Origin of the sequence: Paenibacillus sp. EKM301P (assembly GCF_011800295.1) — a bacterium.
GTDB lineage: Bacteria > Bacillota > Bacilli > Paenibacillales > Paenibacillaceae > Paenibacillus > Paenibacillus polymyxa.
The window spans coordinates 69,621-92,866 of the sequence record NZ_JAALFM010000007.1 but is presented as its reverse complement, the minus strand read 5'-3'; the positions used below and the strand labels follow the sequence as shown (position 1 = coordinate 92,866).

General features: G+C 44.4%; 25 protein-coding genes. 14 read left to right on the top strand and 11 right to left on the bottom strand.

Annotation, left to right across the window (positions count from 1 at the left end; translation table 11 throughout):
• The first annotated feature begins 23 nt into the window (after positions 1–23).
• The 3 genes from HFD99_RS17640 to HFD99_RS17630 are packed head-to-tail and all read left to right on the top strand — an operon-like array spanning position 24 to position 2,519.
• Positions 24–1,061 (top strand): ABC transporter ATP-binding protein, encoded by a 1,038-nt coding sequence (locus HFD99_RS17640; RefSeq protein ID WP_025363751.1) that lies wholly within the window; start codon positions 24–26, stop codon positions 1,059–1,061.
• Positions 1,048–2,019: an ABC transporter ATP-binding protein gene (locus tag HFD99_RS17635; RefSeq protein ID WP_185093996.1), complete on the top strand. Its 972-nt coding sequence runs from the start codon at positions 1,048–1,050 to the stop codon at positions 2,017–2,019. Before HFD99_RS17640 ends, HFD99_RS17635 begins: the two co-directional genes overlap by 14 nt.
• 47 nt (positions 2,020–2,066) lie before the next feature.
• Complete coding sequence (locus HFD99_RS17630) at positions 2,067–2,519, top strand: hypothetical protein (RefSeq protein WP_039276613.1); 453 nt, start codon at positions 2,067–2,069, stop codon at positions 2,517–2,519.
• A 1,003-nt stretch (positions 2,520–3,522) separates the two neighbouring features.
• On the opposite strand, the gene HFD99_RS25765 is transcribed toward HFD99_RS17630, so the two are convergent.
• On the bottom strand, positions 3,523–4,023 hold the full coding sequence (locus HFD99_RS25765) for a copper amine oxidase N-terminal domain-containing protein (protein ID WP_225164830.1): 501 nt from the start codon (positions 4,021–4,023) through the stop codon (positions 3,523–3,525).
• A 1,064-nt stretch (positions 4,024–5,087) separates the two neighbouring features.
• Here HFD99_RS25765 and HFD99_RS17620 point away from each other — a divergent pair.
• Entirely contained in the window at positions 5,088–5,450 is a 363-nt protein-coding gene (locus tag HFD99_RS17620) for a hypothetical protein (RefSeq protein ID WP_039276615.1), read from the top strand.
• 28 nt (positions 5,451–5,478) lie between these two features.
• On the opposite strand, the gene HFD99_RS17615 is transcribed toward HFD99_RS17620, so the two are convergent.
• The 3 genes from HFD99_RS17615 to HFD99_RS17605 form a co-directional block, all read right to left on the bottom strand.
• Positions 5,479–5,877 (bottom strand): hypothetical protein, encoded by a 399-nt coding sequence (locus HFD99_RS17615; protein WP_017425652.1) that lies wholly within the window; start codon positions 5,875–5,877, stop codon positions 5,479–5,481.
• 368 nt (positions 5,878–6,245) lie between these two features.
• On the bottom strand, positions 6,246–6,461 hold the full coding sequence (locus HFD99_RS17610; RefSeq protein WP_225164831.1) for a hypothetical protein: 216 nt from the start codon (positions 6,459–6,461) through the stop codon (positions 6,246–6,248).
• The gene (locus HFD99_RS17605; protein WP_017425654.1) at positions 6,413–6,745 is read right to left on the bottom strand and encodes a hypothetical protein; all 333 of its coding nucleotides are present in this window, start codon (positions 6,743–6,745) and stop codon (positions 6,413–6,415) included. Before HFD99_RS17605 ends, HFD99_RS17610 begins: the two co-directional genes overlap by 49 nt.
• A 1,194-nt stretch (positions 6,746–7,939) precedes the next feature.
• Here HFD99_RS17605 and HFD99_RS17600 point away from each other — a divergent pair.
• The gene (locus HFD99_RS17600; RefSeq protein ID WP_025363753.1) at positions 7,940–8,431 is read left to right on the top strand and encodes a hypothetical protein; all 492 of its coding nucleotides are present in this window, start codon (positions 7,940–7,942) and stop codon (positions 8,429–8,431) included.
• 69 nt (positions 8,432–8,500) lie between these two features.
• On the opposite strand, the gene HFD99_RS17595 is transcribed toward HFD99_RS17600, so the two are convergent.
• The 3 genes from HFD99_RS17595 to HFD99_RS17585 form a co-directional block, all read right to left on the bottom strand.
• Positions 8,501–8,965 carry a hypothetical protein gene (locus HFD99_RS17595; RefSeq protein WP_017425658.1) on the bottom strand — a complete coding sequence of 155 codons (465 nt, stop codon included), beginning with the start codon at positions 8,963–8,965 and terminating at the stop codon, positions 8,501–8,503.
• 445 nt (positions 8,966–9,410) lie between these two features.
• A complete protein-coding gene (locus HFD99_RS17590) occupies positions 9,411–9,626 on the bottom strand; it encodes a helix-turn-helix domain-containing protein (RefSeq protein ID WP_225164832.1) in 216 nt (71 codons plus the stop codon).
• Positions 9,578–9,910, bottom strand: a complete 333-nt coding sequence (locus HFD99_RS17585; RefSeq protein ID WP_025363755.1) for a hypothetical protein — start codon at positions 9,908–9,910, stop codon at positions 9,578–9,580. The genes HFD99_RS17590 and HFD99_RS17585 overlap by 49 nt, the downstream gene beginning before the upstream one ends.
• A 362-nt stretch (positions 9,911–10,272) precedes the next feature.
• Here HFD99_RS17585 and HFD99_RS17580 point away from each other — a divergent pair, with 362 nt between their 5' ends.
• The 4 genes from HFD99_RS17580 to HFD99_RS17565 all read left to right on the top strand — a co-directional run bounded on the left by HFD99_RS17580 (position 10,273) and on the right by HFD99_RS17565 (position 14,127).
• Entirely contained in the window at positions 10,273–10,830 is a 558-nt protein-coding gene (locus tag HFD99_RS17580) for a GNAT family N-acetyltransferase (RefSeq protein ID WP_025363756.1), read from the top strand.
• A gap of 267 nt (positions 10,831–11,097) precedes the next feature.
• Complete coding sequence (locus HFD99_RS17575) at positions 11,098–12,396, top strand: ABC transporter substrate-binding protein (RefSeq protein WP_025363757.1); 1,299 nt, start codon at positions 11,098–11,100, stop codon at positions 12,394–12,396.
• Positions 12,397–12,434: 38 nt separating this feature from the next.
• Entirely contained in the window at positions 12,435–13,307 is an 873-nt protein-coding gene (locus HFD99_RS17570) for a carbohydrate ABC transporter permease (RefSeq protein WP_017425662.1), read from the top strand.
• A complete protein-coding gene (locus tag HFD99_RS17565; protein ID WP_017425663.1) occupies positions 13,297–14,127 on the top strand; it encodes a carbohydrate ABC transporter permease in 831 nt (276 codons plus the stop codon). Before HFD99_RS17570 ends, HFD99_RS17565 begins: the two co-directional genes overlap by 11 nt.
• A gap of 10 nt (positions 14,128–14,137) precedes the next feature.
• On the opposite strand, the gene HFD99_RS17560 is transcribed toward HFD99_RS17565, so the two are convergent.
• A complete protein-coding gene (locus HFD99_RS17560; protein WP_025363758.1) occupies positions 14,138–14,974 on the bottom strand; it encodes a helix-turn-helix transcriptional regulator in 837 nt (278 codons plus the stop codon).
• A 137-nt stretch (positions 14,975–15,111) separates the two neighbouring features.
• Between HFD99_RS17560 and HFD99_RS17555 the strand changes: the two genes are divergently transcribed.
• Positions 15,112–16,398, top strand: a complete 1,287-nt coding sequence (locus HFD99_RS17555; protein ID WP_017425665.1) for a Gfo/Idh/MocA family protein — start codon at positions 15,112–15,114, stop codon at positions 16,396–16,398.
• A 107-nt stretch (positions 16,399–16,505) separates the two neighbouring features.
• Here HFD99_RS17555 and HFD99_RS17550 read toward each other — a convergent pair whose 3' ends face one another.
• On the bottom strand, positions 16,506–17,033 hold the full coding sequence (locus HFD99_RS17550; protein WP_123796654.1) for a hypothetical protein: 528 nt from the start codon (positions 17,031–17,033) through the stop codon (positions 16,506–16,508).
• A 260-nt stretch (positions 17,034–17,293) separates the two neighbouring features.
• Positions 17,294–18,127 (bottom strand): carbonic anhydrase, encoded by an 834-nt coding sequence (locus tag HFD99_RS17545; protein WP_025363760.1) that lies wholly within the window; start codon positions 18,125–18,127, stop codon positions 17,294–17,296.
• A gap of 241 nt (positions 18,128–18,368) precedes the next feature.
• Between HFD99_RS17545 and adhP the strand changes: the two genes are divergently transcribed.
• The gene (adhP, locus tag HFD99_RS17540) at positions 18,369–19,385 is read left to right on the top strand and encodes an alcohol dehydrogenase AdhP (RefSeq protein ID WP_016820203.1); all 1,017 of its coding nucleotides are present in this window, start codon (positions 18,369–18,371) and stop codon (positions 19,383–19,385) included.
• Positions 19,386–19,462: 77 nt separating this feature from the next.
• Here adhP and HFD99_RS17535 read toward each other — a convergent pair whose 3' ends face one another.
• A complete protein-coding gene (locus HFD99_RS17535) occupies positions 19,463–19,828 on the bottom strand; it encodes a winged helix-turn-helix transcriptional regulator (RefSeq protein WP_013368959.1) in 366 nt (121 codons plus the stop codon).
• Positions 19,829–19,968: 140 nt separating this feature from the next.
• Between HFD99_RS17535 and HFD99_RS17530 the strand changes: the two genes are divergently transcribed.
• From HFD99_RS17530 to HFD99_RS17520, 3 genes are all read left to right on the top strand, one after another.
• Positions 19,969–21,165, top strand: coding sequence for an MFS transporter (locus tag HFD99_RS17530; protein WP_016820204.1), 1,197 nt, complete (start codon positions 19,969–19,971; stop codon positions 21,163–21,165).
• A gap of 31 nt (positions 21,166–21,196) precedes the next feature.
• Complete coding sequence (locus HFD99_RS17525) at positions 21,197–22,039, top strand: aldo/keto reductase (RefSeq protein WP_019685849.1); 843 nt, start codon at positions 21,197–21,199, stop codon at positions 22,037–22,039.
• Between the two features lie 167 nt (positions 22,040–22,206).
• Complete coding sequence (locus HFD99_RS17520) at positions 22,207–23,229, top strand: LacI family DNA-binding transcriptional regulator (RefSeq protein WP_025363761.1); 1,023 nt, start codon at positions 22,207–22,209, stop codon at positions 23,227–23,229.
• Positions 23,230–23,246 lie beyond the last annotated feature (17 nt).

Genomic DNA, 23,246 nt, shown 5'->3' with positions numbered 1-23,246 from the left:
CGACAGGAAGGGGCGAAAACACAATGACAGAACATCTGCTGTCTGTCGAACAGCTGGAGGTCTCGTTTTTCACTCGTGAGGGGGAGAATCAGGCCGTTCGAGGGGTTAGCTTTCATATTGATGCTGGAGAAACGGTAGGAATTGTAGGAGAATCCGGTAGCGGCAAAAGCGTTACGGCGAAAGCGATCATGTCGATGATTGCCCCGCCCGGCAAGCGGCTGAACGGCGATATCCGTTACCGTGGAGAAAGTTTGACCGCGCTGACAGAAAAACAATGGCGTAAAATACGCGGTAACCAAATCGCAATGGTGTTTCAGGACCCGATGACTTCGCTGAATCCAGTCAAAAAAGTAGGCTATCACCTGGTCGAGGTGATTCGTAGGCATCGAGGACTGAGCAAGGAAGCAGCTACGCAGGCAGCTGTGGAGCTACTGCGACAGGTAGGTATTACTGAACCGGAGCGTCGAATGAATCAATACCCGCATCAATTCAGCGGAGGGATGCGCCAGCGGGTGATGATCGCAATGGCGCTCTCGTGCAGCCCGGAGCTACTGATTGCTGATGAGCCAACTACAGCGCTGGATGTGACGATTCAGGCGCAAATTTTGGAGCTGCTCAAGACGCTCAAGCAGCAATCTGATATGGCGATTGCCCTGATCACCCACGATCTGGGCGTCGTCGCTCAGGTGTGCAGCCGTGTCATCGTAATGTATGGCGGCATGGTGATGGAGGAGGGGCGTGTGGACGATATCTTCTATCGTCCTGGGCATCCATATACGCAGGGTCTGCTGCGCTCTGTACCCCAGCGTACGAACGGCTTCCGTGAGCGGCTGGTGCCGATTGAGGGCACGCCCCCGGATCTGGTGAACCCGCCATCAGGCTGTCCGTTCATGGAACGGTGCCCGCACGCGTTTGCCCGCTGTGCGGAGCGGCCGCCGATGGTGGAGCTGCGCCCAGACCAGCGAGCAGCCTGCTGGTTGAACGAGCCGGACGCCGTGCCTGCCGGAGTCTACGAGACGTCCGAAGCGGGTCGTGCAGAGGAGGGGAATGACGGTGAATGAAGCGTTGAGAGAGGCCAACCATGTGGCGGGTGAGGATCAGCCCTTGGTGGAGGTACACCAGCTTAAGAAGCATTTTGTGACCGCAAAGGATTTGTTAGGGCGCAGCTCCGAGGTGCTCAAGGCGGTTGACGGCGTAAGCTTCCACATCAAGCGTGGCGAGACGTTCGGACTGGTCGGTGAGTCCGGTAGTGGCAAATCGACAGTTGGACGCTGCCTGACACGGTTATACGATTATACGGAAGGTACGGTACGCTTTGACGGTCAGGATATTTCCAAGCTGAATGACAAGCAGCTCAAGCCGCTGCGTCGGCGTATTCAGAGCATTTTTCAGGACCCATATTCCTCGCTTAATCCGGGTATGAACGTGCTTGACCTGATTGGTGAGCCGATGGATATTCACAGATTGCATCAGGGCAGTGAGCGTAAGGATGCCGTAGTGACTTTACTGGAGAAGGTAGGGTTGAAGCGGGAGCACCTGTACCGCTATTCGCACGAGTTTAGCGGCGGTCAACGCCAGCGGATTTCCATCGCTCGTGCCTTATCCGTGAATCCCGAGTTCATCGTCTGTGATGAACCGATTTCGGCCCTGGATGTGTCCATCCAGGCGCAGGTCATTAACACGCTGGAGGATCTCCAGCAGGAGTTCGGGCTGACGTATCTGTTCATCGCTCATGACTTGTCGATGGTGCGGCATATTTCGGATCGTATTGGCGTGATGTATCATGGACGGTTGGTGGAGGTAGCTGATGCAGATGAACTGTATGAGCAGCCTGCTCACCCCTACACACAGGCGCTGCTCTCTTCCATCCCTGTGCCTGATCCGAGAGCGGTCGGCGAGCGGCAGAATAGCTTGGCTCAACCCGACGGTTCATGGGTATGGGACAAGGATAGCAACGATGCTGGCGAGCTAAAAGAAATTAGTCCCGGACATTATGTGGCGTACCCGGTTAGCCGTTAGGTTAAGATTGGTTGTACGTGTACATAACCCATAGGAGGTAAAAAACGATGACTGAATCAACGAAAAGAGTACGTATTTCCCAGTGGGACGCGCTCATGCTGGAATCTTTACGTTCATTAGGCTGGTCCCCTGAGGAACTCATCCGTCGGGTGCAGCAAAATGAGCTGCCAACGGACGGACAATTCGATTATGCGGAGCTTGCCACCGGGCTGGCGGCCAATGAACCGGAGGTGTTTGTCAGCGCGGTAACAGACGGGTATCAGATCAAATATAATACGATCCGTGGCATTCGTACGTGGATTGCCGTGGCGCTTGGAGGTGAGCCAGAGCTGTCTCTGGAGGAAGGAAGCGAAGCTATCACATCCGAACTGACGCAGGCCGAATATGATCGGCTGGAGCAGGTGCTGTCGTTAGGTTGGGTCATTCAGGAGGTACGGCCCGCAACTGGCGATACTGCAGGATTGTACCGCATTGTGCCTGCTGCACAGATTAAAAGTTGACTTTGTAGAGCTCGTTCTGCAAAAGCAACAGATGTGGAAGGTTGCGGTATAAATGTTACTATAAGACATAATCTTTCTGGATAATACTTTATTTCGTTTTTTTATTATGAATAAATATATATAAGGGGATTTCACCTAAATATATGCGAAATTTACATCAAAACAAAAAAATCTATTTTATATAATGGTGAAGTGTTCGGGAATTCAAAACCCCTGTGAAATATGGAGCAAAAAACTCGTTCGTGACTAATGTAGTTTATTTAAACGTAGTAGGTAGGATTCTTCTAACTGGCTATTATACCACCTAAGAGATAAGAGAGGGCGTAAAGACGAATAAACTGACTATGCAGGAAGCGCATGATCTCATATTTGCTATATGAGGAACTAGTAATTGTATAAATATTTTGCTATAGGCTAAGCCAGTATGTTTAAAATTTTTTTACCAAATTCCGAAACATTTACTGGGGAAAATAGGCGATATAATTAGGTTGATGTGAGAGTGTCTAGGCCGATTAGGTGCACCGGTTTAGGCACTCTCGCGCTTACCTATCTGCGGACAGAAGACCCCGATTTAGAAGGTGTGTGGATTGAAGCACTACGTTATTCATAATGTCTATGCGCAATAATTTAGAAAGACATAGCCTTTTTTGGTTTATTTTTTGTTCGCCTGGGATATCAATGAAGAAATTTGTTGGATCAACTAGTTTTTGTCCCTGGGTTATTTCCTTCCCATTATTGTCAATGACACTGTAACTGATTTCTCCAATGGCGGACATAAAGTTAAAATGGGCTACTCGATTTTGAATCGTAGGTCTCAGACCATCTTGTTCTAATAACTTATATGGCAAAAAAGATAGACCATTGCTTTCTTTTTTTGTTGAGTCTAAGCGTGCCGTCTATATTAATTCAACATGATCGTTGCTAGCTTTATAGAAAGAGATTACATCCATTTCCTGAATGAAAAACGAATCTGATTTACCTTCAGGAAAATAATAGTCTGTGTTTAGATTTTCGTACCCTTTGGGGGTAAATCTTTTAAATTGCTAATTTTAGGGAGTTTGATTACTGCTCCTCTGGATACATTAAGCTTATCAGATGTATATTTCTTTTTTATTTCATTGCTTGCCTTTGCTACATATGCCGTTTGAGATTTTTGATTCCAGGAGACATACGCACCGGATGAATCGGCTATAAATCGCAGAGGCACCATAACTCGTCCGTTTCTCAAAGTTGGATCAACAGGCAATGTAATTTTTTTTGAACCAATGGTTATATTTTTTTGTCCAACTTTCAAAATTGTTTTTTTACCACTACGATCTATTATCACTGTTTTAGTAGTATTATTCCATGTAATGGATACCTCGGGTAAACTTTGAACAGCATTTAACGGGACCATCGTAGTGCCGTGAGATTGATAAACATCATCAGAGGGGATATTCAAATTATTTACGATAATATGTACCGAAGAAGCCCATACTGCTCCCGCACTTAAAGTAAGACTCAAAACCAGAAATACATGCAATTTTTGAGATGAAATTCATTCTTTTTACCTCCAAAAATGTATTTGTTGTTATGGATGGATAAAAAAGATAAATGTTGCCTCCGTTTAATTATTATAACATAAAATGGATTATATGAATCAAATTCCGTGACTCTTCTTACTGTTGTAGATCCTTGTTTTAGTATCTGACAGGCTTACTTTATTCCTGATTTTCCCTTAAACCAGTGCAGTTCCGGAAATCTTGCTTCACACTCTAATTTATTAATATAAGATTGTAACATCACTTTGTTATCAGATTCTTCCGCAAAAGAGGGCTGGAAGAGGTTAGGACTGCATTCCATAGAAATTTCACGTTTGTGATCACGTCTTTCCCAATACCGTATTCGCTAAGCAATTCTATAAAGTTAGCGTCTATACTGTTCAATAACTTCTAACGAAATTTACCGCCCTTATGTTCATACGTGTACATAGGGGAGGGAGTTATCAATTTAGTTAACAACCGTTAAATAGAATGAACATCCCTTCTTCTTCGCCTCTACTTCCATAGCACAATGATGGAACGCAGCGGAATCATGGTACTGCCCTGTGCATGCATACATGATGATTAGCGTAGCGGTTCATGATGTGTGCTTGCCATCTTTGATTCCGCCCACGGCTCTTACGCTCCCTGGGCTGCGTGAAATGAACGACAGGAACGTAAAGCGTTTTGGCCGGGGTGTTCTCGCCCGGCCTAAGCGTCTCTAATTATCGGCGTGAATAACGGACCAGCGGTGCGTACTGACTCTTAGGCGGGCGTTCTTGCCTCCTTAGAGTCACTAGCATGAGCCAGCTTCCCTGCTCGCTCCCTTACTTGCCGATCAGCGAGCCTATTTGCTATAGATACCCCGGCCGGTTAAAACCAGCCTTTAGGGTTTCAAACGGCTCATAAAAAAAGGGGTGTTCCTGGATTGATCCAGAAACACCCCTTTATCGTGACAAATTACCTTCTTTTGAGAAGTATGTTTATTTTATGAAAATTCTAAACAGATAATGTATAATAATTGTAAATGGAGTGAGAGGAGAGAACTATGCTGACGAAGCTGAAGAATCCCATTTTTCTTATTTTGATGATTTTCTTGGCTACCTTCACGGTGCGAATTGTATATAATAATCCGCCCGACTATATTTATGATTGGTTGATGGGTGCATACGCCGTTCGTTTGATTGGTCGAACGATGTACGAAAAGTATCAGAACAGTCATAGAACCAGTATTATAACCGACACGATTGTAGAACTGATTATGCTTATGATCTCACTTGGAATTATCCTATTTTTATTTATGTCACAAGAAACATGGTGGCATAAGTCGCTTTTTCTCATAGCAGAATCATATTTCCTCATTTACATCGGCATAAATTCTAAAGAAATCATAAAAAAAGGGTGGAATTGATCCACCCTCTTTTTTTGTGTGTTACTTCTTAGGCTACATCATAGGAAACTGTCGTATAGTAAGTGTAGTATCCCATTGTCGGGCCTTCATGCCATTCCATCCAAATTGTTGACACTACTTTGAATCTGTTGAACTGTCTAGGATTGTCGATAAGATTTTGCAGCAGGCCTACAAAATCCTGTCTTTCAGTATAGGTACTGATATCACGAAGAAGGGCTGCACCAGCTACAACTGTAGTAATAGCCCCAATCCATGCATAGACCACAGGCGGAAGTTTTGCCTGAATAGCTTTAGCACACATTTTAATTCCAAATGAACCGATTGCCCATCCTAATGAAGAAGCCGATTTTCCAGTATATTGTTCGACCATTTCCTTTAATTGATCTTTTGAAAGATATTGTGTGTGTTGAGAATGAACTTGTGCCATATTTAACTACCTCCAAATTTTTTTTAGACGAGAATTGATGGAGTCGCTGACATCTAAATGGCTCCACATTTATTTGATATCAGTCTTCAATTCCCTTTCACTTATGTAGGTGATTTAAGGCTGTAAATTACAACCAAATTGCGGAAACTGCGAAGACATAACCTTTTGAGATTCATGTACTTTGCCCGATTTATCCCCTACACTTATATAGGAGTTGGGGAGTGTAACTACACAACCGCACAATGAATTTTTTTCTGATCAAAGAAAATGCCTTTTGAACTGTTTAGCCCATGCTGAAGAATGTCGAAGCAAAAACGAAATAAGCTGCTTCCGGTAGGTTCCAGAAACAGCTTTCGATAAAGGATTTCTTATTTTTTCATGATTAGTTTAAGAAGTTGGGTTTTCATACTCTGAGTAGCATCCACTTTTGGCATACGTAAAAGTTTGCTTAATCGTTTAATATCTTGATCGAAATATTGAAAGATTGCATTCATGGCCTCTACATCGGATTGGGTTTGGGCAAGTTTTACTAACTTTATAAACTCATCATCTGACATAATTCGCAAAGAGCCTTTTTCTTCCATTTGTTCACCGCCTGTTGAGTGATTTTGAGTTCTCTGGCTACCTGGGCCTCTGTTTTGTCGTTTATGTAAATTTCATAGATGACCTTTTTGCTTGTTTCACACTCTAATTTATTAATATAAGATTGTAACATCACTTTATTATCAGATTCTTCCGAAAAAGAGAGTTGGAAGAGGTCAGGACTGCATTCCATAGAAACTTCACGTTTGCGATCACGTTTTTCCCGATACTGCATTCGCCAAGCAATTCTATAAAGTTCGCGTCTATAATGTTCAATGGCTCCCAACGAAATTTACCTCCCTTATGTTCATATACGTGTATATAAGGGAGGGAGTTATCAAATTCTATTTAACAACCGTTAAATAGAATGAAGATTCCTTCTTTGTAAAAAAATATATTTTGTTTGCTGTTATTGTAACATTATCGAAAATCTCCTTTTTGCTCTTGCAGGCTGTGATAAGTGAACACCAGGGGAAAATATCTTGCAGCGAAGCAAGTCATGTTCCTAGATTTCTTCAAGAACCTCCTTACTTCTCTTCAAAATTCCTAGGGATTTAGCCTTTTACAGGGGCACGACGATGGAGTGCAGCGGAATCATGGTGCTGCTCTTTGCATGCATACAATGTTGATTAACGAAGCTCCGGCGTAGCGTCTCATGATGTATGCATGCCCTCTTTGATTCAGCCCACAGCTCTTACGCTCTGTGGGCTGCGTAAGACGAACGACAGGAACGTAGAGCGCCTTGGTCGGGGTGCTCTCTCCCGGCTTAGGCGCTCTAGTTATCGGCGTGAATAGCGCCCCAGCGGTATATACTGGCTCTTAGATGGACTCTCTTCCCGCCTTAGAGCAGTAGCATGAGCCAGCCTCCCCGCTCTTGTCTTGGCTCACTCCCTTACCTACCGATCAGCCATTCTACTTGCTACAGATACCCCGGCTGGTTTTAACCAGCCTTTAGGGTTGCAACCGGCTCATAAAAAAAGGGTGCTCCTGGAATGATTCAGAAACACCCTTTTATTGCGAAAAATTACCTTCTTTTGCGAAGTATGTTTATTTTTATGAAAATATCAAATAGATAATGTATAATAATTGTAAATGGATTGAGATGAGAGAACTATGCTGACGAAGCTGAAGAATCCAATTTTCTTATTTTGATAATTTTCTTGGCTACCCTAACAGTGCGAATTGTATATAATAATCCACCCCATTATATTTATGATTGGTTGATGGGTATATACGCCATCCGTTTGATTGGTCGGATGTTGTACGAAAAATACCAAATTAAGCATAGGAGCAGTAATGTAACCGATACGATTGTAGAAGTGATTATGGTTATGATCTCATTGGGAATTATCCTATTTTTAATTATGTCACAAGAAACATGGATACATAAGTTGCTTTTTCTAATCGGTGAATCCTATTTCCTCGTTTACAGTAGCTATATTTTTAAAGAGATCATACTAAAAAATAAGGAAGTGAATTGATGAAGAATCGAACTATTAAGATTGCAGTTGTTATTGTTTTAGTACTAGCATGGGGCATTTATGGCACTTATTATTTTTTGAATTTAAAGACCTCTATTCAAAAAGCTGTGTTAGATCAGGTCGATATGGATAATGTCTACCTTCAGATCATAAGAACGCACACTAAAATTACTAATGAACCAACCGATTATAACGTGCATGTGATGGAAAAGAGTGGAGTTAAAACAATATTGGATCAATTATCTGGCATTGAGCTTAAAAAAACAAACGGAATGAATAACGGGGATAAAGTTCCTTTTTACTATACTATTATCATCCGCCCGAAAAGCAATCAGGATTCAACATCGAAGTATGAAATTACATTTAAGAATAATAAGTTAGTATCTATCTTTGATCAGGAAAAAAATAATAGGCAGGAATATATGATAACAAACGAATTCGACTACCATTCGTTCAAAAATTCAATCGATAAACTTTTCCAGAAGGAGTAGTTAGTTTGTATAAAAAAGGTCGGTTGTCAAACTCAACCGACCTTTTTCTCAGTTATTTGGGAATCATTCTTAGAAAACTTCCCATCCATTTCCGGAGTGTGCTTTTTGCACAACGCCATTACCCGAAATAAAACGGATAACGGTACCGTCTTGTAGAGTGTACTCAAGGAACGGGAATTTAATCTGATAAAGATCGTATCTTCCACCGTAAAGGGCAATTTGATTGTTGATTTTATCAATGCCCGCAATACCGTTGCTAATGACATTTTCGACTGTCGAACCCGTGCCTGAGGCAAATAGCGTAGAGGCGAGGGAAGCAATTCCCATTGCTACCCCTACTGGTGTGCTTGCAACGAAGACCAGCCCCAGAACCGTAGCTGTTATTCCTGTCAGCCCTGCTACGATTGCAGCTGTGTTGGCGGAACCACCTCTGAAATTCCCGCTCTCTAATGCGACACGTTGTGCTTCACTCATTTTTAGTAATTGATACGGACTTGCCGTTACTGTTGCTGCATACTCTCGTGATCTTGCCATAATATATCAACCTCCTGATTTTTTGTGAGGAATTGATGGAGTCGCTACCATCTAAATGGCTCCACATTCTTTGATGCTAGTCTTCAATTCCCTCTCACTTATGTAGGTGATTTAAGGCTGTAAATTACAACCAAATCATGAAAATTGCAAAGTACATAAATTTTTTAATTCATGTACTTTGCTCGATTATCCCCTACACTTATATAGGAGTTGGGGGCTGTAACTACACAACCGAATATGAATTTTTTCTAGATTAGGAAAATTCCCCTCTGAATTTGAATAGCCCCTCTAGCTAGAATAGGTGCTGGGATAAATCTTTAATTTATCCTGTATTATGGTCAAGATGTGAGAAGAGTTGAGGAGTCCTTTTCAACTTGACTACAGCAAAAGCTAAATAAGCTGCCTCTGGTAGAGTAACCACAAGCAGCTTATCGCCAAGGACGCATTATTTTTTCATGATGAACTCTAGAAGTTCAGTTTTCATGGTCTGGATGGCATCCTCTTTTGGCATCCGGATAAATTTACTTAATCGTTTAATATCTGGATCGAAATATTGGAAAATTGCATTCATAGCCTCTACATCAGATTTGGTTTGAGCGAGTTCTACTAATTTCATAAACTCATCATCTGACATAAATCGTGAAGCGCCTTCTTTTTCCATTTGTTCACCGCCTGTTGTGTAATATGGAGTTCCTTGGCAACTTGGCCTTCTGCTTTATCGTTTATGTAAATTTCATAGATGACTTTTTTACCTGTCTCAGACCTTAATCTATTAATATATGATTGCATCATTATTTTGTTATCAGACTCTTCCGAAAACGAGGTTTGAAAGAGATTAGGCTTGGATTCTAAAGAAATTTCACGTTTCCGATTGCGTTTTGTACGATACTGCATTCTCCAAGCAATTCTATAAAGCTTGCGTCGGTAATCTTCGATAGCACCCATCTGAAATTTCCTCCCTTTTATTCATATACGTACATATAAGGTAGGAGTTCTCAAAATCAATATAACAACCAATTTATAGAAGTAATATTCTTTTTTTAGCGAATATAATATTATTTTGAATTATTTTGAGACTATTTGAAATTTCAGTGTAGAAACCATTGAAATTCTGTAAAGGGTTTGGGCGATATGGGAAAGCTACTACTAGAAGATCAAGTGTATGCTGGTATGGCTGATGAGCAGGAGCAAAAAGAATCATTTCCGGCAAGCGGAAGGAACCGCTGTTGCAAAAAAGAACAGATGAAGTCAAACTCTCTTTTTTTATGCTATATTTTATACATAAAAAAATAGAGTTGAGGTGCAGCATGACATCAATGACGATTGTCGATCCATCCGTCAAACCAGGAATAGTGGCTTATCAGGCAAGTAGTGAAGATCAGGCTGAGATTCAGGAGTTAATTTTAAAGACGGCCAGATGGCTGCACAGCAAGGGTTCCACGCAATGGGGCAAATTACTAAAAGGAGAAGATGATCACAATCTGGGTGGCGCTATTTCACGCGGAGAAGTGGTTATTTTCCGAACCTCAGACGATCATCGCTTGGCAGGCGCAGTGATCTTGCAGCAGCAGCCCAGTGCTTGGGATTGTAGATTGTGGGGATTAGACGGGATGAATTCCGAGGGAGGTACCTCCGTGTATCTGCATCGTTTGGTTGTAGATCGCGATAACACGGGAAAGGGACTGGGCCGTGAGCTTATGCAGTGGATTGAGCAAGGTATCCGCTTCGCAGGCAAGGATCGAATCCGTCTGGATTGTATTGCGGGCAATGACAAGCTTAGCGGTTTTTACCAACAATGTGGCTATACTTATATAGGCGAAACAAATGGCTATAACACTTTTGAAAAGATGCTAATAAAGTCATAGAAAACGGAATCATAATTGGAGGAATACAAAAGAAGGAAGCAGGTGATCTGCATTCTTCTTTTTTTGTTGTGCAGACCTTTACGTCCTCGTGATGTCTTTCTCTTGGTTACTGTCATATCAGAGCCACTCAAAAGAAAAAAATTTATATAAAAATGAAAATGGGGATATCGCGCTTTCTCCTTCTACATATGATGATAGGGAAAGTTTTGTAAGCGCTTTAAAAAAAGGATGATATACAACCATGCGAAGCTACAGGAGGCGGTTAAGGTGGACAATTACATGAGTTGGATAAAAATTGGATTTTTCCTCAGCATTCTGTTTTTACTTGCAACGGCATGCAGCACTTCCCCCAAAATAGAGAATACAGATGGACAAAAGGTGCGGCTTGCTATGCAGGTTTGGGGTAACCCTGCGGAGGTGAAGGTGTATCAGCGGGCACTGGATGCATTTGAAAAAGAGAATCCGAATATCGAAGTTAAGCTGGTACCAGTACCGGGAGACCAATATGAGCAAAAGCTGTTGACACAGCTACAGGGAAGTCGCGGACCGGATGTCTTTTATTCATATGAGTCGACGATTGCGCGTTTGATCGGAGCAAAACAGGTGCAGCCTTTGGGTGAATTTTTAAAAAGTGAGGCAAGTGACGTGAAGGCCGAGGATTTTCCGGAAGGATTATGGGGTCCGGCCAAGCGTGATGGGGAAATCTATGGGGTCACTCCTGACTCAAACCCGATGGTCATGTACTACAACAAAAAGGTATTTAAGGAAGCAGGTGTGAAAACACCGCAGGAATACTATGATGAGGGCAAGTGGAACTGGGACGCCTTTGAGGAGGTTACATCCAAGCTGAAGGCCGCCGGAAAGCAGGGCTATATTGCGGAAAACTGGTGGGCTCACTGGTATTCATGGGTGTGGTCGAATGGTGGCCGGATCTTTGATGAACAAGGCAAGTATGTGCTGGACCACAATGAAAAGGGCAAGGAAGCGTTCGCTTTTATGTACGATATGGTGAAAAAGGGAAATGCGGTATACCTTGGCTCACTCCCAAAAGGGCAGGGGGCAGATGCCATGTTCATGTCCAATCAGGTCGGCATGCTGGCGGCAGGAAGATGGCTGGAGCCCTTGTTTAGCCAAAATAAAAGCCTCGACTTTGATTATATCTACTGGCCCTCCAACACTGGTAAAAATGAGCCTGTCGCCATCCCGGTTGCATATGTAGCTGTCAACAAAAACAGTCCGCATGTACAAGAGGCCATGAAGCTGGCAGCCTTCTACGTCTCTGTGAAAGGACAGGAGGTGCGGCTGGTTGAAGGTGGCAATGCCATGGGTACGCTTGCTGCCGCAGATGAGAGCATCATGAAAAAGGCGACGATTGAGCACTCGGGCTATCTGACTGAGGGACGTGATAAAGGGCATGCTTATGGTTCTGCATTGGCGTATGATGCACAGGTGCCGGGGTTGAACTCCGATATCACGGAAACCATTGACCTGATGTTCCTGGGCAAGCAGGATGCTGCGACAACTATTGAGAAGTTGAACCAGATCATATCCAAGGCGGTCAAGTAAACACGGGATGTGTCGTGACCAGGGAGGAAGGTGACAAGATGCAGAAAAAGCATCAAGCGCTGTGGGGCTATCTATTTATTGGCCCCCAGTTTCTTGGTCTGTTATGTTTTTCACTGCTGCCCTTGCTGTATGCGTTTTACTTAAGCTTTGTCAATTGGGATGGTTTTGGGGTGCCTTTGTTTGTCGGCTTGGACAATTTTAAAGGTCAATTATCTGATCCTGATTTTTGGAAGGCACTCATTAATACAGTGTACTATATGGTGCTGGTCATTCCGGTGGGGATTGTGTTGGCTCTGCTCGTAGCTATCGTACTCAATAAAGTGAAGGGCAGGGAAATCTATCGCTTGTTTTTTTTCATGCCTGTCGTAACCAGTTCGGTATCGGTGGGGGTCATCTGGATGTGGATACTGAATGGTGAATTTGGCATTTTAAACCACTTGCTGCGAGCGATTGGCATTGCAGGCCCGATGTGGCTTACCGATACGCATTGGGTGATCCCGTCGATTGCTCTACTTAGCATATGGCTGGGACTGGGATACAACATGGTCATTTTTTTGGCAGGACTTCAGGGCATCTCCAAAAGCTATTACGAGGCAGCCGAAATTGACGGGGCCAGCAAGTTCCAGCAGCTAAGGTATATCACATTGCCGCTGTTGTCACCAACAACCTTTTTTGTCACCATCATGATGGTCATCAGCTCTTTTCAGGTGTTCGATCAGGCGTTCGTCATGACAAACGGCGGGCCAGCCAAAGCAAGCTATACGCTTGTGTATCACATTTACGATCAGGCATTCATTGATTTCACGATGGGAGAAAGTGCGGCAGCGGCAATGATTTTGTTCGTGATTATTCTCATATTTACACTGCTGCAATTTAAAATGCAAAAGAGGTGGGTGCACTATGGAGATTAGTTGCAGAGGCAGGATGCTCCTGCGCCATGTGCTGCTCGCTGTCGGCTCTTTAATCATGTTTTTTCCATTTCTATGGACCATCCTCAGTTCTTTAAAGGATATCTCTCAAATTTTTGTCGTTCCGCCACAATGGATTCCCGATCCGTTTGTATGGAGCAACTATCCGGCATCGCTGGAGGCCATGCCCTTCGTGCAGGCGTACATGAACAGCTTTTACATTACGTTTATCATCGTGACAGCGACGCTGATTAGCGCATCTATGGCAGCGTATGCCTTTGCTAAAATCCGTTTTCCGGGTTCGGATATATTGTTTATTTTGTTCCTCGCTACGATGATGGTGCCTAAGCAGGTAACGATGATTCCGCTATACTTGGTGATGGATCGTATCGGCTGGCTGGATACGCATTGGTCTCTGATTGTACCTGGAGCCTTGTTTAATGCATTCGCGGTGTTTTTGCTCCGTCAATTCGTCATGGGAATTCCACGCGATCTGGAGGAAGCAGCAGTCATGGACGGGGCGGGATACATTCGCATTTACTGGAGTGTCATTCTGCCACTCATTCGTCCGGCATTGGCGGCGATCGGGATTTTCACCTTTTTGGGTGCCTGGAACAGCTTTCTTGATCCGCTGATCTATCTCAATACACCAGAGAAATTTACAGTTCCACTTTTGCTCAACAATTTCAAAGGCCTTTATACCGCCGATTGGTCACTGATGATGGCAGGTACCACCATCTCTGTCGTCCCGGTGCTCATCGTCTACATCATTGCCCAAAAGCAAATTATAGAAGGCATTACCTTAACAGGTATCAAGGGGTAGGGGCTTTTCCCTACTCCTTTTTATGTGCTTTCCGATACTGTAACGGAGTACGCCCGGTGAAATGCTTGAATACACGGCCAAAGTGAGCAATGCTGTCAAAGCCCGTTTTTTCAGCAATGGCGGTCACTTTCCAGTTTGTTTCCTTCAAATACGCCCGAGCCTGCTGGACCCGTACATCCTGAAGATACTCGACCAACGTAAAACCTGTGGTCTGCTTGAAAATGCGGCACAGATAGGTGCTGCTAATATAAAAGTGTCCTGCCAGTTGCTCCAACGATAGCTTCTCGGCATAGTGGATATGCAGATACTCAATCACCGAGTACACGCGCTGCTGCTTCTCGCTGCGCTCAGGCGCTATGGTGTCCGGAGCCGTTGATTGTATGCGGCGGATTCGTATCAGTAGCTGCAGCAGCAGGCTTTGAAGATACATATATCGGTAGGCATGCTCTTGATGGTATTCATCCAGCATTTGCTGGAACAGATGCTCCAACTCGCGTTGTTCTGCTGCAGAGGGGCGAAGCAAAAAGCTTTTTTCAGGCAATAGCAGGTGATTCTGATCGCCGGATGGAGTGACAGACGTGGACGAGCCTACAAACGCTTCATCAAAGTTGATCAAAATTCGCTCATGGCTGCCGTTCCCTTTGTTACTCGTACGGTGGAAATTATGTTTGCTGATCCAGATCAGATCGCCCTTCTGTAGTGCGTATACACGCTGATTAATGTAGTAGTAACGCTCTCCTGCCAGCAGATAATAGATTTCATGCGCTTGATGGACATGGTCGGCAGACATGCTAAACGGCACCATCCGGAGCGCTTGCTCGATAGCAAAATGGGGAGTGGCGATCATAACGACGTGCTCCTTTATGAAAATATTCATGAGGATAATATATGCATACTTTTTGGACCGATTCACAATAAAAGCGAAGATTTCGCTCTTTCTTATACTATAAAATAGAAGTAATTCATGTAAAGGGTGTGAACCTATTGGCTAAAATCAAATATGCACTTGTGGGCACCGGAGGAAGAGCTGAATTTTTTTACGGTGAAGTTGTTACCGTTTTCAAAGATACATCAGAGCTAGTCGCGTTCTGTGACGTCAACCAGACGAGAATGGACTATGCCAATCGGCTGTTGCAAGAGAAATACGAGCACCAGCTGATTCCAACCTATAAAGCTCACGAATTTGATCGGATGATCGCGGAGGTGAAGCCGGATATCGTCATCGTCACTACCATTGACCGGGTGCATCATCGGTATATTATCCGGGCGATGGAGCTGGGCTGTGATGTCATTTCCGAGAAGCCGATGACAGTTGACGAGGACAAATGCCAAGACATTCTGGATGCTATAGAACGCACGGGACGGAAACTGCGCGTCACCTTTAACTATCGCTATGCCCCGCATAATACGAAAATCCGTGAGGTTATCATGGACGGGACACTGGGTGACATCTTATCAGTCAATTTTGAATGGCTGCTGAATACCCAGCATGGCGCGGATTATTTCCGCCGCTGGCACCGGGACAAGCGCAATAGCGGCGGTCTGTTGGTGCACAAATCAACCCATCATTTTGATCTGATGAACTTCTGGCTTGGCTCGAAGCCGGAGACGGTGTATGCGCTGGGTGATTTGAAATTTTATGGCCGGGAGAATGCGGAGCAGCGTGGCGTGACGGAGTTCTATCAACGGGCTTACGGCAGCAAGGCGGCGGAGAATGACCCTTTTGCCTTACACCTGGATCGTAACGAGCATCTAAAAAGTATGTATCTGGATGCGGAGCATGAGGATGGATATGTGCGGGACCAAAGCGTATTTGGCGACAATATCAGTATCGAGGATACGCTCAGTGTCATGGTGAAGTATCAGAATAAAACGGTAATGAACTATTCACTGAACGCTTATATGCCTTGGGAGGGCTTTATCATCGTATTTAACGGCACCAAGGGACGGATGGAAGTTCGGGTGTCCGAGCAATCCTATGTTAATTCCGGTGGCAGCAAGGCAGATGAGGGGGCGCTAAAAGAGAAAACCATCACGATCTATCCTCACTTTGCAGCACCTTACGAGGTCGAAGTAGAGGAAGGCGTGGGGGGACATGGCGGAGGAGATCCGGTCATGCTGCGGGATATTTTCGATAAGCCGGCAGAGGATCGGTTTCATCGTGCGGCCTCCCATATTGATGGCGCATGGTCCATTTTAACAGGCATCGCTGCCAACCGCTCTATGCGCACAGGTCTGCCGGTGAAGGTGGAGCAACTGGTGCGATTATAACGATGGTAAGTAGACAGCAACTTTAATAACAAGAAGCCTCCTCTATCAGATGAATGAGGAGGCTTCTTGTTTGTATTATATATAAGGCGGCCTTTATATTTGGTTTATTATATAGAAACCATAGAAACAGTATCAAGATTTAATACTGACAGCTGGGATCCTGTTCCTGTACCAGTAACTTGGAATTCTAAATTAAAGACTGAACGGCCTAATAAAGAAGCTGCTGGAATAGTCAAACTATAACTTTGGTATCTTCCTGAAGGAATACTTATGAGGTTTAGTACTCCACCTGAAAATGTGCTACTTAGAAGTCTAACCCGGAGGATACCAGTGGAACTTGGTGATTCAGCAAAAAATGTTAATCGATATGAACGAAAGGGACTTAGAGAAAGAGTTTGAGTTAATGATGCACTTTGACCTGGCAGAACCGAATAGCGGGCATTTGCCCTGCCTGTATGAGGGCGAACGCGCGCGAGAGATACATTACCTACAGGGCGCCATGGCGAAAAGGAACTATTTTCAAAACTCCCGTTACGTACTTGAGTAACTCTAAATTTAGTTTGATGTTTAGTTCGATATCTAAGAATTGGAGGGACAACTTTTTTAGTCCGGCGGCTAACTCTTTTAACAGACATCTTGCCAACTCCTTTACTATAAATAGTTAGTATAAAGTATGTGGCTCTCATTTAGAGAGTGTTAGTTATCGGCACATAATTTCTACTATATTCCCGTTTATATTATAGTGAGTGACAAGGCAACCGGTGGGAAAGACACAGTGAAACTACCCGAAAGAGGGGGGCTGTGTCTCTTGATCTGATCGTGAAGATTCCTGACGCTGTGATGAAGATGGTCAGTATTACTACTGGCCTGAAGACTTTGGTCCAGACATATTTTATTATTTATCGGTCTTCAGCTCACGGGTTCCCAGCTGTTGTACAGGACGATGGTTGTCGGGAAAAATGGCAGCAAACTGATTGATTTGGTCTGCCGACATTTCAATAGGCTGTTCCAATACCGTCCAATTCACATGTTCTGTACATGGCGGGGTAGTCAGTGATCCGTTGTAGCGAACGGAGTGCAGGTCTTTTGGCAGCAGCGAGGCAAGATTTATTTCTCCCTCCAAGTTCGCTTCTTGAGAGATACCTTTTGGCAGTTTGGACCAGATGCGGTTGAAGGCCTTGTTTTCTTTGCCACTTTGTATAAGAACCCCTAAGACAGCTGTGCTTCCGTTGTCGCTTTGATGAACAAAATGAAGCTCCATTTCAGCATTTTTACCGTCTATTTGGTGTTCACTTGGATGATGAAAATGGAACTGCTTTAAGGTGAATGTAGTGCCGTCCACGACAATATTATTGCTGGGACTAGCCGCATTGACTTGGACGGTATGTCCATTATTTAGTATGGATACTTTAGTGGTTGAATAATGAACCTGCAACGGCTGCTGCGTATGCGAAGCTTCCAGATGGGAATGCTCTATGTTGATGGGAGATTGTTCCTGACCGTTACCACAAGCGACAAAATCCTTTTCCAGCTCCCCCCAATGCTCCGGTCCTTCATCCCCTTCGTAGGACCAGTGCGGGCTTTTCTGAACAACTGCATGAGCGTTGTTAGCTGATGACGATGATGCGCGAGTAGTACTAGAAGTGGCGGGTGATGTACATCCTGTTACCGACAGTGCCAAGATTATGGAAAATATGCTGAACAAGCAACCTCTCCAATGTTTTTTCATGTTTCTTTATCCTTCTTCCAAATAGAGTATGTGAAACTTTTTACATTGTAAATTATTGTACAAAGTTCCTGCAAGGGTACAAGGACTTAGGAAAAAGGTAGAAATGGTTGCTTATTATTACCGGGGTGTAGAGAGAATAATGGAGTGGTGAAATTTTGTTTGTCCTCTTTGGGGGAAGTAACTATAATAGTGGGGTGTGCATTACAAAATAATTCCATATCCACTCAAAGGAGAGATCTACATGAAAGCAGCAATTGTTACAAAAGACAAGAAAGTTAGTGTAGAAGAGAAACCTTTGCGCTCCCTGAAACATGGGGAAGCGTTAGTCCAAGTTGAATATTGTGGGGTTTGCCACACAGATTTACACGTAAAAAATGCAGATTTCGGTGATGTCACAGGCAGAGTTCTGGGACATGAAGGTATTGGGAAAGTCATTGAATTAGGTGAAGGAGTGACCAGTCTTAAAATTGGCGATCGCGTAAGTATTGCCTGGATGTTCGAAAGCTGCGGTCACTGCGAATATTGTTTAACCGGACGGGAAACTTTGTGTCGTGAAGTTAAAAATGCCGGATACACGGTAGATGGTGCAATGGCAGAACAATGTATTGTCACAGCTGACTATGCGGTCAAAGTACCAGATAATCTTGATCCTGCCGCTGCGAGCAGTGTAACTTGCGCAGGGGTTACAACATATAAAGCAGTTAAAGTAAGCGATATCAGACCAGGACAATGGATCGGTATCTTCGGTATCGGCGGCTTGGGTAACCTGGCTGTGCAATACGCTAAAAATGTATTCAATGCTAAAGTTGTAGCCTTTGACATCAGTGATGAAAAACTCGAACTGGCCAAAAAAATTGGTGCTGATTATATTGTTAACAGCATGAAAGAAGATCCAGTCGCCCGAGCTAAGGAATTAACGAACGGTGCTGGTCTGGATGCAACCGTGGTTACTGCTGTTGCCAAAACACCTTTCAACCAAGCTATTGACGTTGTGAAGGCTGGCGCGCGTGTCGTAGCTGTAGGTCTTCCAACCGATAAAATGGATCTGGACATTCCGCGTCTGGTTCTGGACGGCATTCAAGTAATCGGTTCTTTGGTCGGTACTCGTGAAGACCTTAAAGAAGCGTTCCAGTTTGCTGCAGAAGGTAAAGTTGTTCCTCTTGTACAAAAACGTCCGCTTGAAGACATCAATGAAATCTTCGAAGAGATGGAGCATGGCAAAATCCAAGGACGTATGGTCATTGATTTCACAAAATAAAATGATGTCCAATTCGTAACTCATGAATTCTAAGAGAGAAAGCGCCTGCTGATCTAGTGCAGACGCTTTTTTTTGCTTTACAGCTTATTCAGAATGTTATCCTCCAAAACCGCAGATTTATCCCCGTATTCTTTAATAATATGTCTTTCTCCCCAGGCACAAAGTGAATCCAAAATGCTTTTCAAACTACATCCATATTCACTAAGCTCGTACTCCACTTTGGGTGGAACCTGATTATAACTAATCCGATTGACAATGCCGTCTTCCTCTAATTCACGAAGCTGTTGAGTCAGCATTTTTTGTGTTATGGAAGGCATCATGCGCTTTAATTCACTTGTCCGCATTTTTCCATGAGTCAAATGACACAGAATCACACACTTCCATTTTCCCCCGATCACCTCTAATGTCGCCTCAACAGAGATATTGTATTTTTTCTTTCCCAATGCCGATCCCTCCGTGTATGTCGCCTCTAGGGTACTTTTTGGTACCTATATCACTAAAAAGTACGTACTGTTCATAATTGATTGAATAACTCATAATAACATCTGCTGGTCGAAGATTACTATAGATAGGAGTGAAAAACATGTCGCCAGAATCCAAACGAAGTATCTGGCCATTACTGGCTTTAGCCGTAAGCGCCTTTGCCATTGGGACCACTGAGTTCATCAGCGTAGGATTGCTTCCCCTGATCGCTGAAGACTTGCACATATCCGTAACAATGTCCGCACTAACTGTAACGCTGTATGCATTAGGGGTTACCATTGGGGCACCTGTGTTGACCTCGTTAACATCGAGTGTTCCTCGTAAAACGCTACTGCTGTGGATCATGATTGTGTTTATAGCAGGCAACAGCCTTGCTGCGGTCTCTAGTGGAATCACCCTGCTGCTGATTGCACGTGTCATCTCGGCGTTCTCCCATGGAGTGTTCATGTCCATCGGGTCCACCATCGCGGCCGACCTTGTTCCCGATGATCGGCGGGCGAGTGCCATTTCGATTATGTTCTCCGGCTTGACCGTTGCCACCGTGACAGGGGTGCCGTTGGGCACCTACGTGGGGCAGCAATGGGGTTGGCGGGCTGCATTTATGGCTATTGTGATCGTCGGTGTTGTGGCCCTCATTGCTAATCTGATTCTGCTGCCCTCTACGCTCCGAAAAGGGAATAAGACTCCTTTCAGCGAGCAGGTCAAACTGGTTACGAATGGTCGCTTGCTACTTGCATTTATCATTACTGCCTTGGGATATGGGGGCACATTCGTCGTGTTTACTTATTTATCTCCATTACTTCATGACATAACCGGTTTTGGAGAAAATACGGTAACGTTCATTCTCTTATTGTATGGAATCGCCATTGCTATCGGGAATGTCATCGGTGGAAAAGCTGCGAACCGCAGACCGCTTTCAGCTTTGTTTTACATGTTTCTGATTCAAGCTGTGATCCTGTTTCTGCTGTGGTTTACCGTGCCATTTCAAACGGCAGGTCTGGTGACGATTTTCTTTATGGGATTGCTTGCGTTTATGAATGTGCCTGGTCTACAGGTGTATGTAGTTATGTTAGCCGAACGTTTTGCACCCAAAGCGGTCGATGTCGCCTCTGCTGTTAATATTGCGGCCTTCAATGCAGGGATCGCAATCGGAGCATATGTGGGAGGTATTGTGACAGATTCAATGGGTCTCATGCATACAACTTGGGTCGGTGGGGTAATGGTTTTGGTGGCGGTTCTACTGACAGTCTGGAGTCGTATGCTCGAAAAAAGGGATACAACCGCCTTGGTAGGCTAAAACTTTTAAAAAATAGAGAGGAAGATACAAAATGACACAAAACCTACAAAGCACAACAACATTGCACAACGGAGTTCGCATGCCTTGGTTTGGCATCGGGGTATTTAAAGTAGAAGAAGGTTCAGAGCTGGTCAATGCTGTGAAGGCTGCTGTAAAGCATGGCTACCGCAGTATAGATACAGCGGCAATCTATGCGAATGAAAACAGTGTAGGACAGGCTATTCAGGAAGCCCTCTCGGAGAATAATCTGTCCAGAGAAGAACTATTCGTCACCTCCAAAGTGTGGAATGCAGATTTAGGCTATGAAGAGACACGAGCGGCTTATGAAGCAAGCCTAAACAAACTGGGACTGGACTATCTGGATCTATATCTGATTCATTGGCCGGTTCAAGGGAAGTACAAAGAAGCTTGGAGAGCTTTGGAGTCCTTGTATAAAGAAGGACGGATTAAGGCCATCGGAGTCAGCAACTTCCAAATTCATCATTTGGAAGATCTCATGCAGGATGCAGAAATCAAGCCAATGGTCAATCAGGTGGAATTTCACCCGCAGCTAACCCAAACCGAGCTGCTGCAATTCTGTCAAAAGAACAACATCCAAATGGAAGCCTGGTCCCCGCTCATGCAGGGTCAATTGCTCGATCATCCGGTGCTGCAAGACATAGCGAACAAGCACGGTAAATCGGTGGCTCAAGTGATTTTACGCTGGGATGTACAGCAGGGAGTCGTCACTATTCCCAAGTCCACCAAGGCGCATCGAATCGTCGAAAATGCCGATATTTTTGACTTTGAATTGACGCGTGAGGATATGGATCAAATTCAGGAGTTAAATGCCAATCTTCGGGTAGGTCCAGATCCGGACAACTTTGATTTTTAAAATTCAGTCCATCATAAAACGCCGTTTCCTTCTTCATGGAAGGGACGGCTTTTTGTGCATAGTGAAACTGAAGCTACAGCAATCCAATCCTGCCATATGGTATTATAGAATTATATGAAATGAGAAGTTTTGGACGCTTATGAAAATGAAAATCTCCGGGGGACCTCATGAATAAGACAATTGCAGATATAGCCCAAATGGCTGGTGTATCCAAGAGCACCGTATCCCGTTTTTTGAACGGCGGATCTGTCAGCCTGGACACTAAGCGTAAAATTGAAAAGGTGGTTAAGGCCACGGGGTATGTGCCCAATACCTTTGCCCAAAGTTTGAAGGCAAAACGAACCAACATTATCGGAACCGTCGTGCCACGGCTGGATTCCTTTGCGACATCCCATACGTTAATGGGGATTGATGAGGAGCTGCGTTCCCAACATTACCAGATGCTGATCTCTAATACGAGTCAGGATGTAAAGCGTGAAATCGAAGCGATCTATGAGTTCGCACGACAAAAAATTTCAGGCATCATTCTGCTGGCTGCTCAAATTACAGACGACCACCTGACCGCGATTCGAGACATCAGTATTCCGGTATTGCTGGTAGGCCAACAACATGAGCAGATCCATAGCCTTATCCATGATGATTATCGTGCCGGATATGATATCGGTGCATATGTCCTGTCACAGGGCCACCGTGAAATTGCCTATGTCGGTGTTACTGAAAGGGACGTTGCTGTCGGTGTGCAGCGCAAAGAGGGCTTTAGGCAGGCTGTTCGCGATGCGTTATCTGCTACGTGTTATACGGACGAGGCGATGCGAGCCGCAGGATATGATATCAGGTACTATGAAACCGGGTTTAAAATGTCCGATGCACGGATTGCTGCATCTGCCATCTTAGACCAATTCAAGCCATCGTTGATGGTGTGTGCTACGGATAATATCGCGCTTGGGGTAATCAACGCGGCTTATTCCAGAGGAATTACCATTCCGTCGGATTTGTCGGTCACTGGCTTTGGGGGATACGATATTACGGAGGTCATTCACCCTGCGCTAACAACTGTTCAATACCCGTATATGGAGGCTGGACGTGTAGCAGCCCAAAACATTGTACGGCTGGTAGAACATAAAACGGTAGAGCAAGTTACGGTCATGGATTATACCCTTATTGAAAGAGAAAGCGTTGACAAACGCTGAGCAGGTGGATTATAATT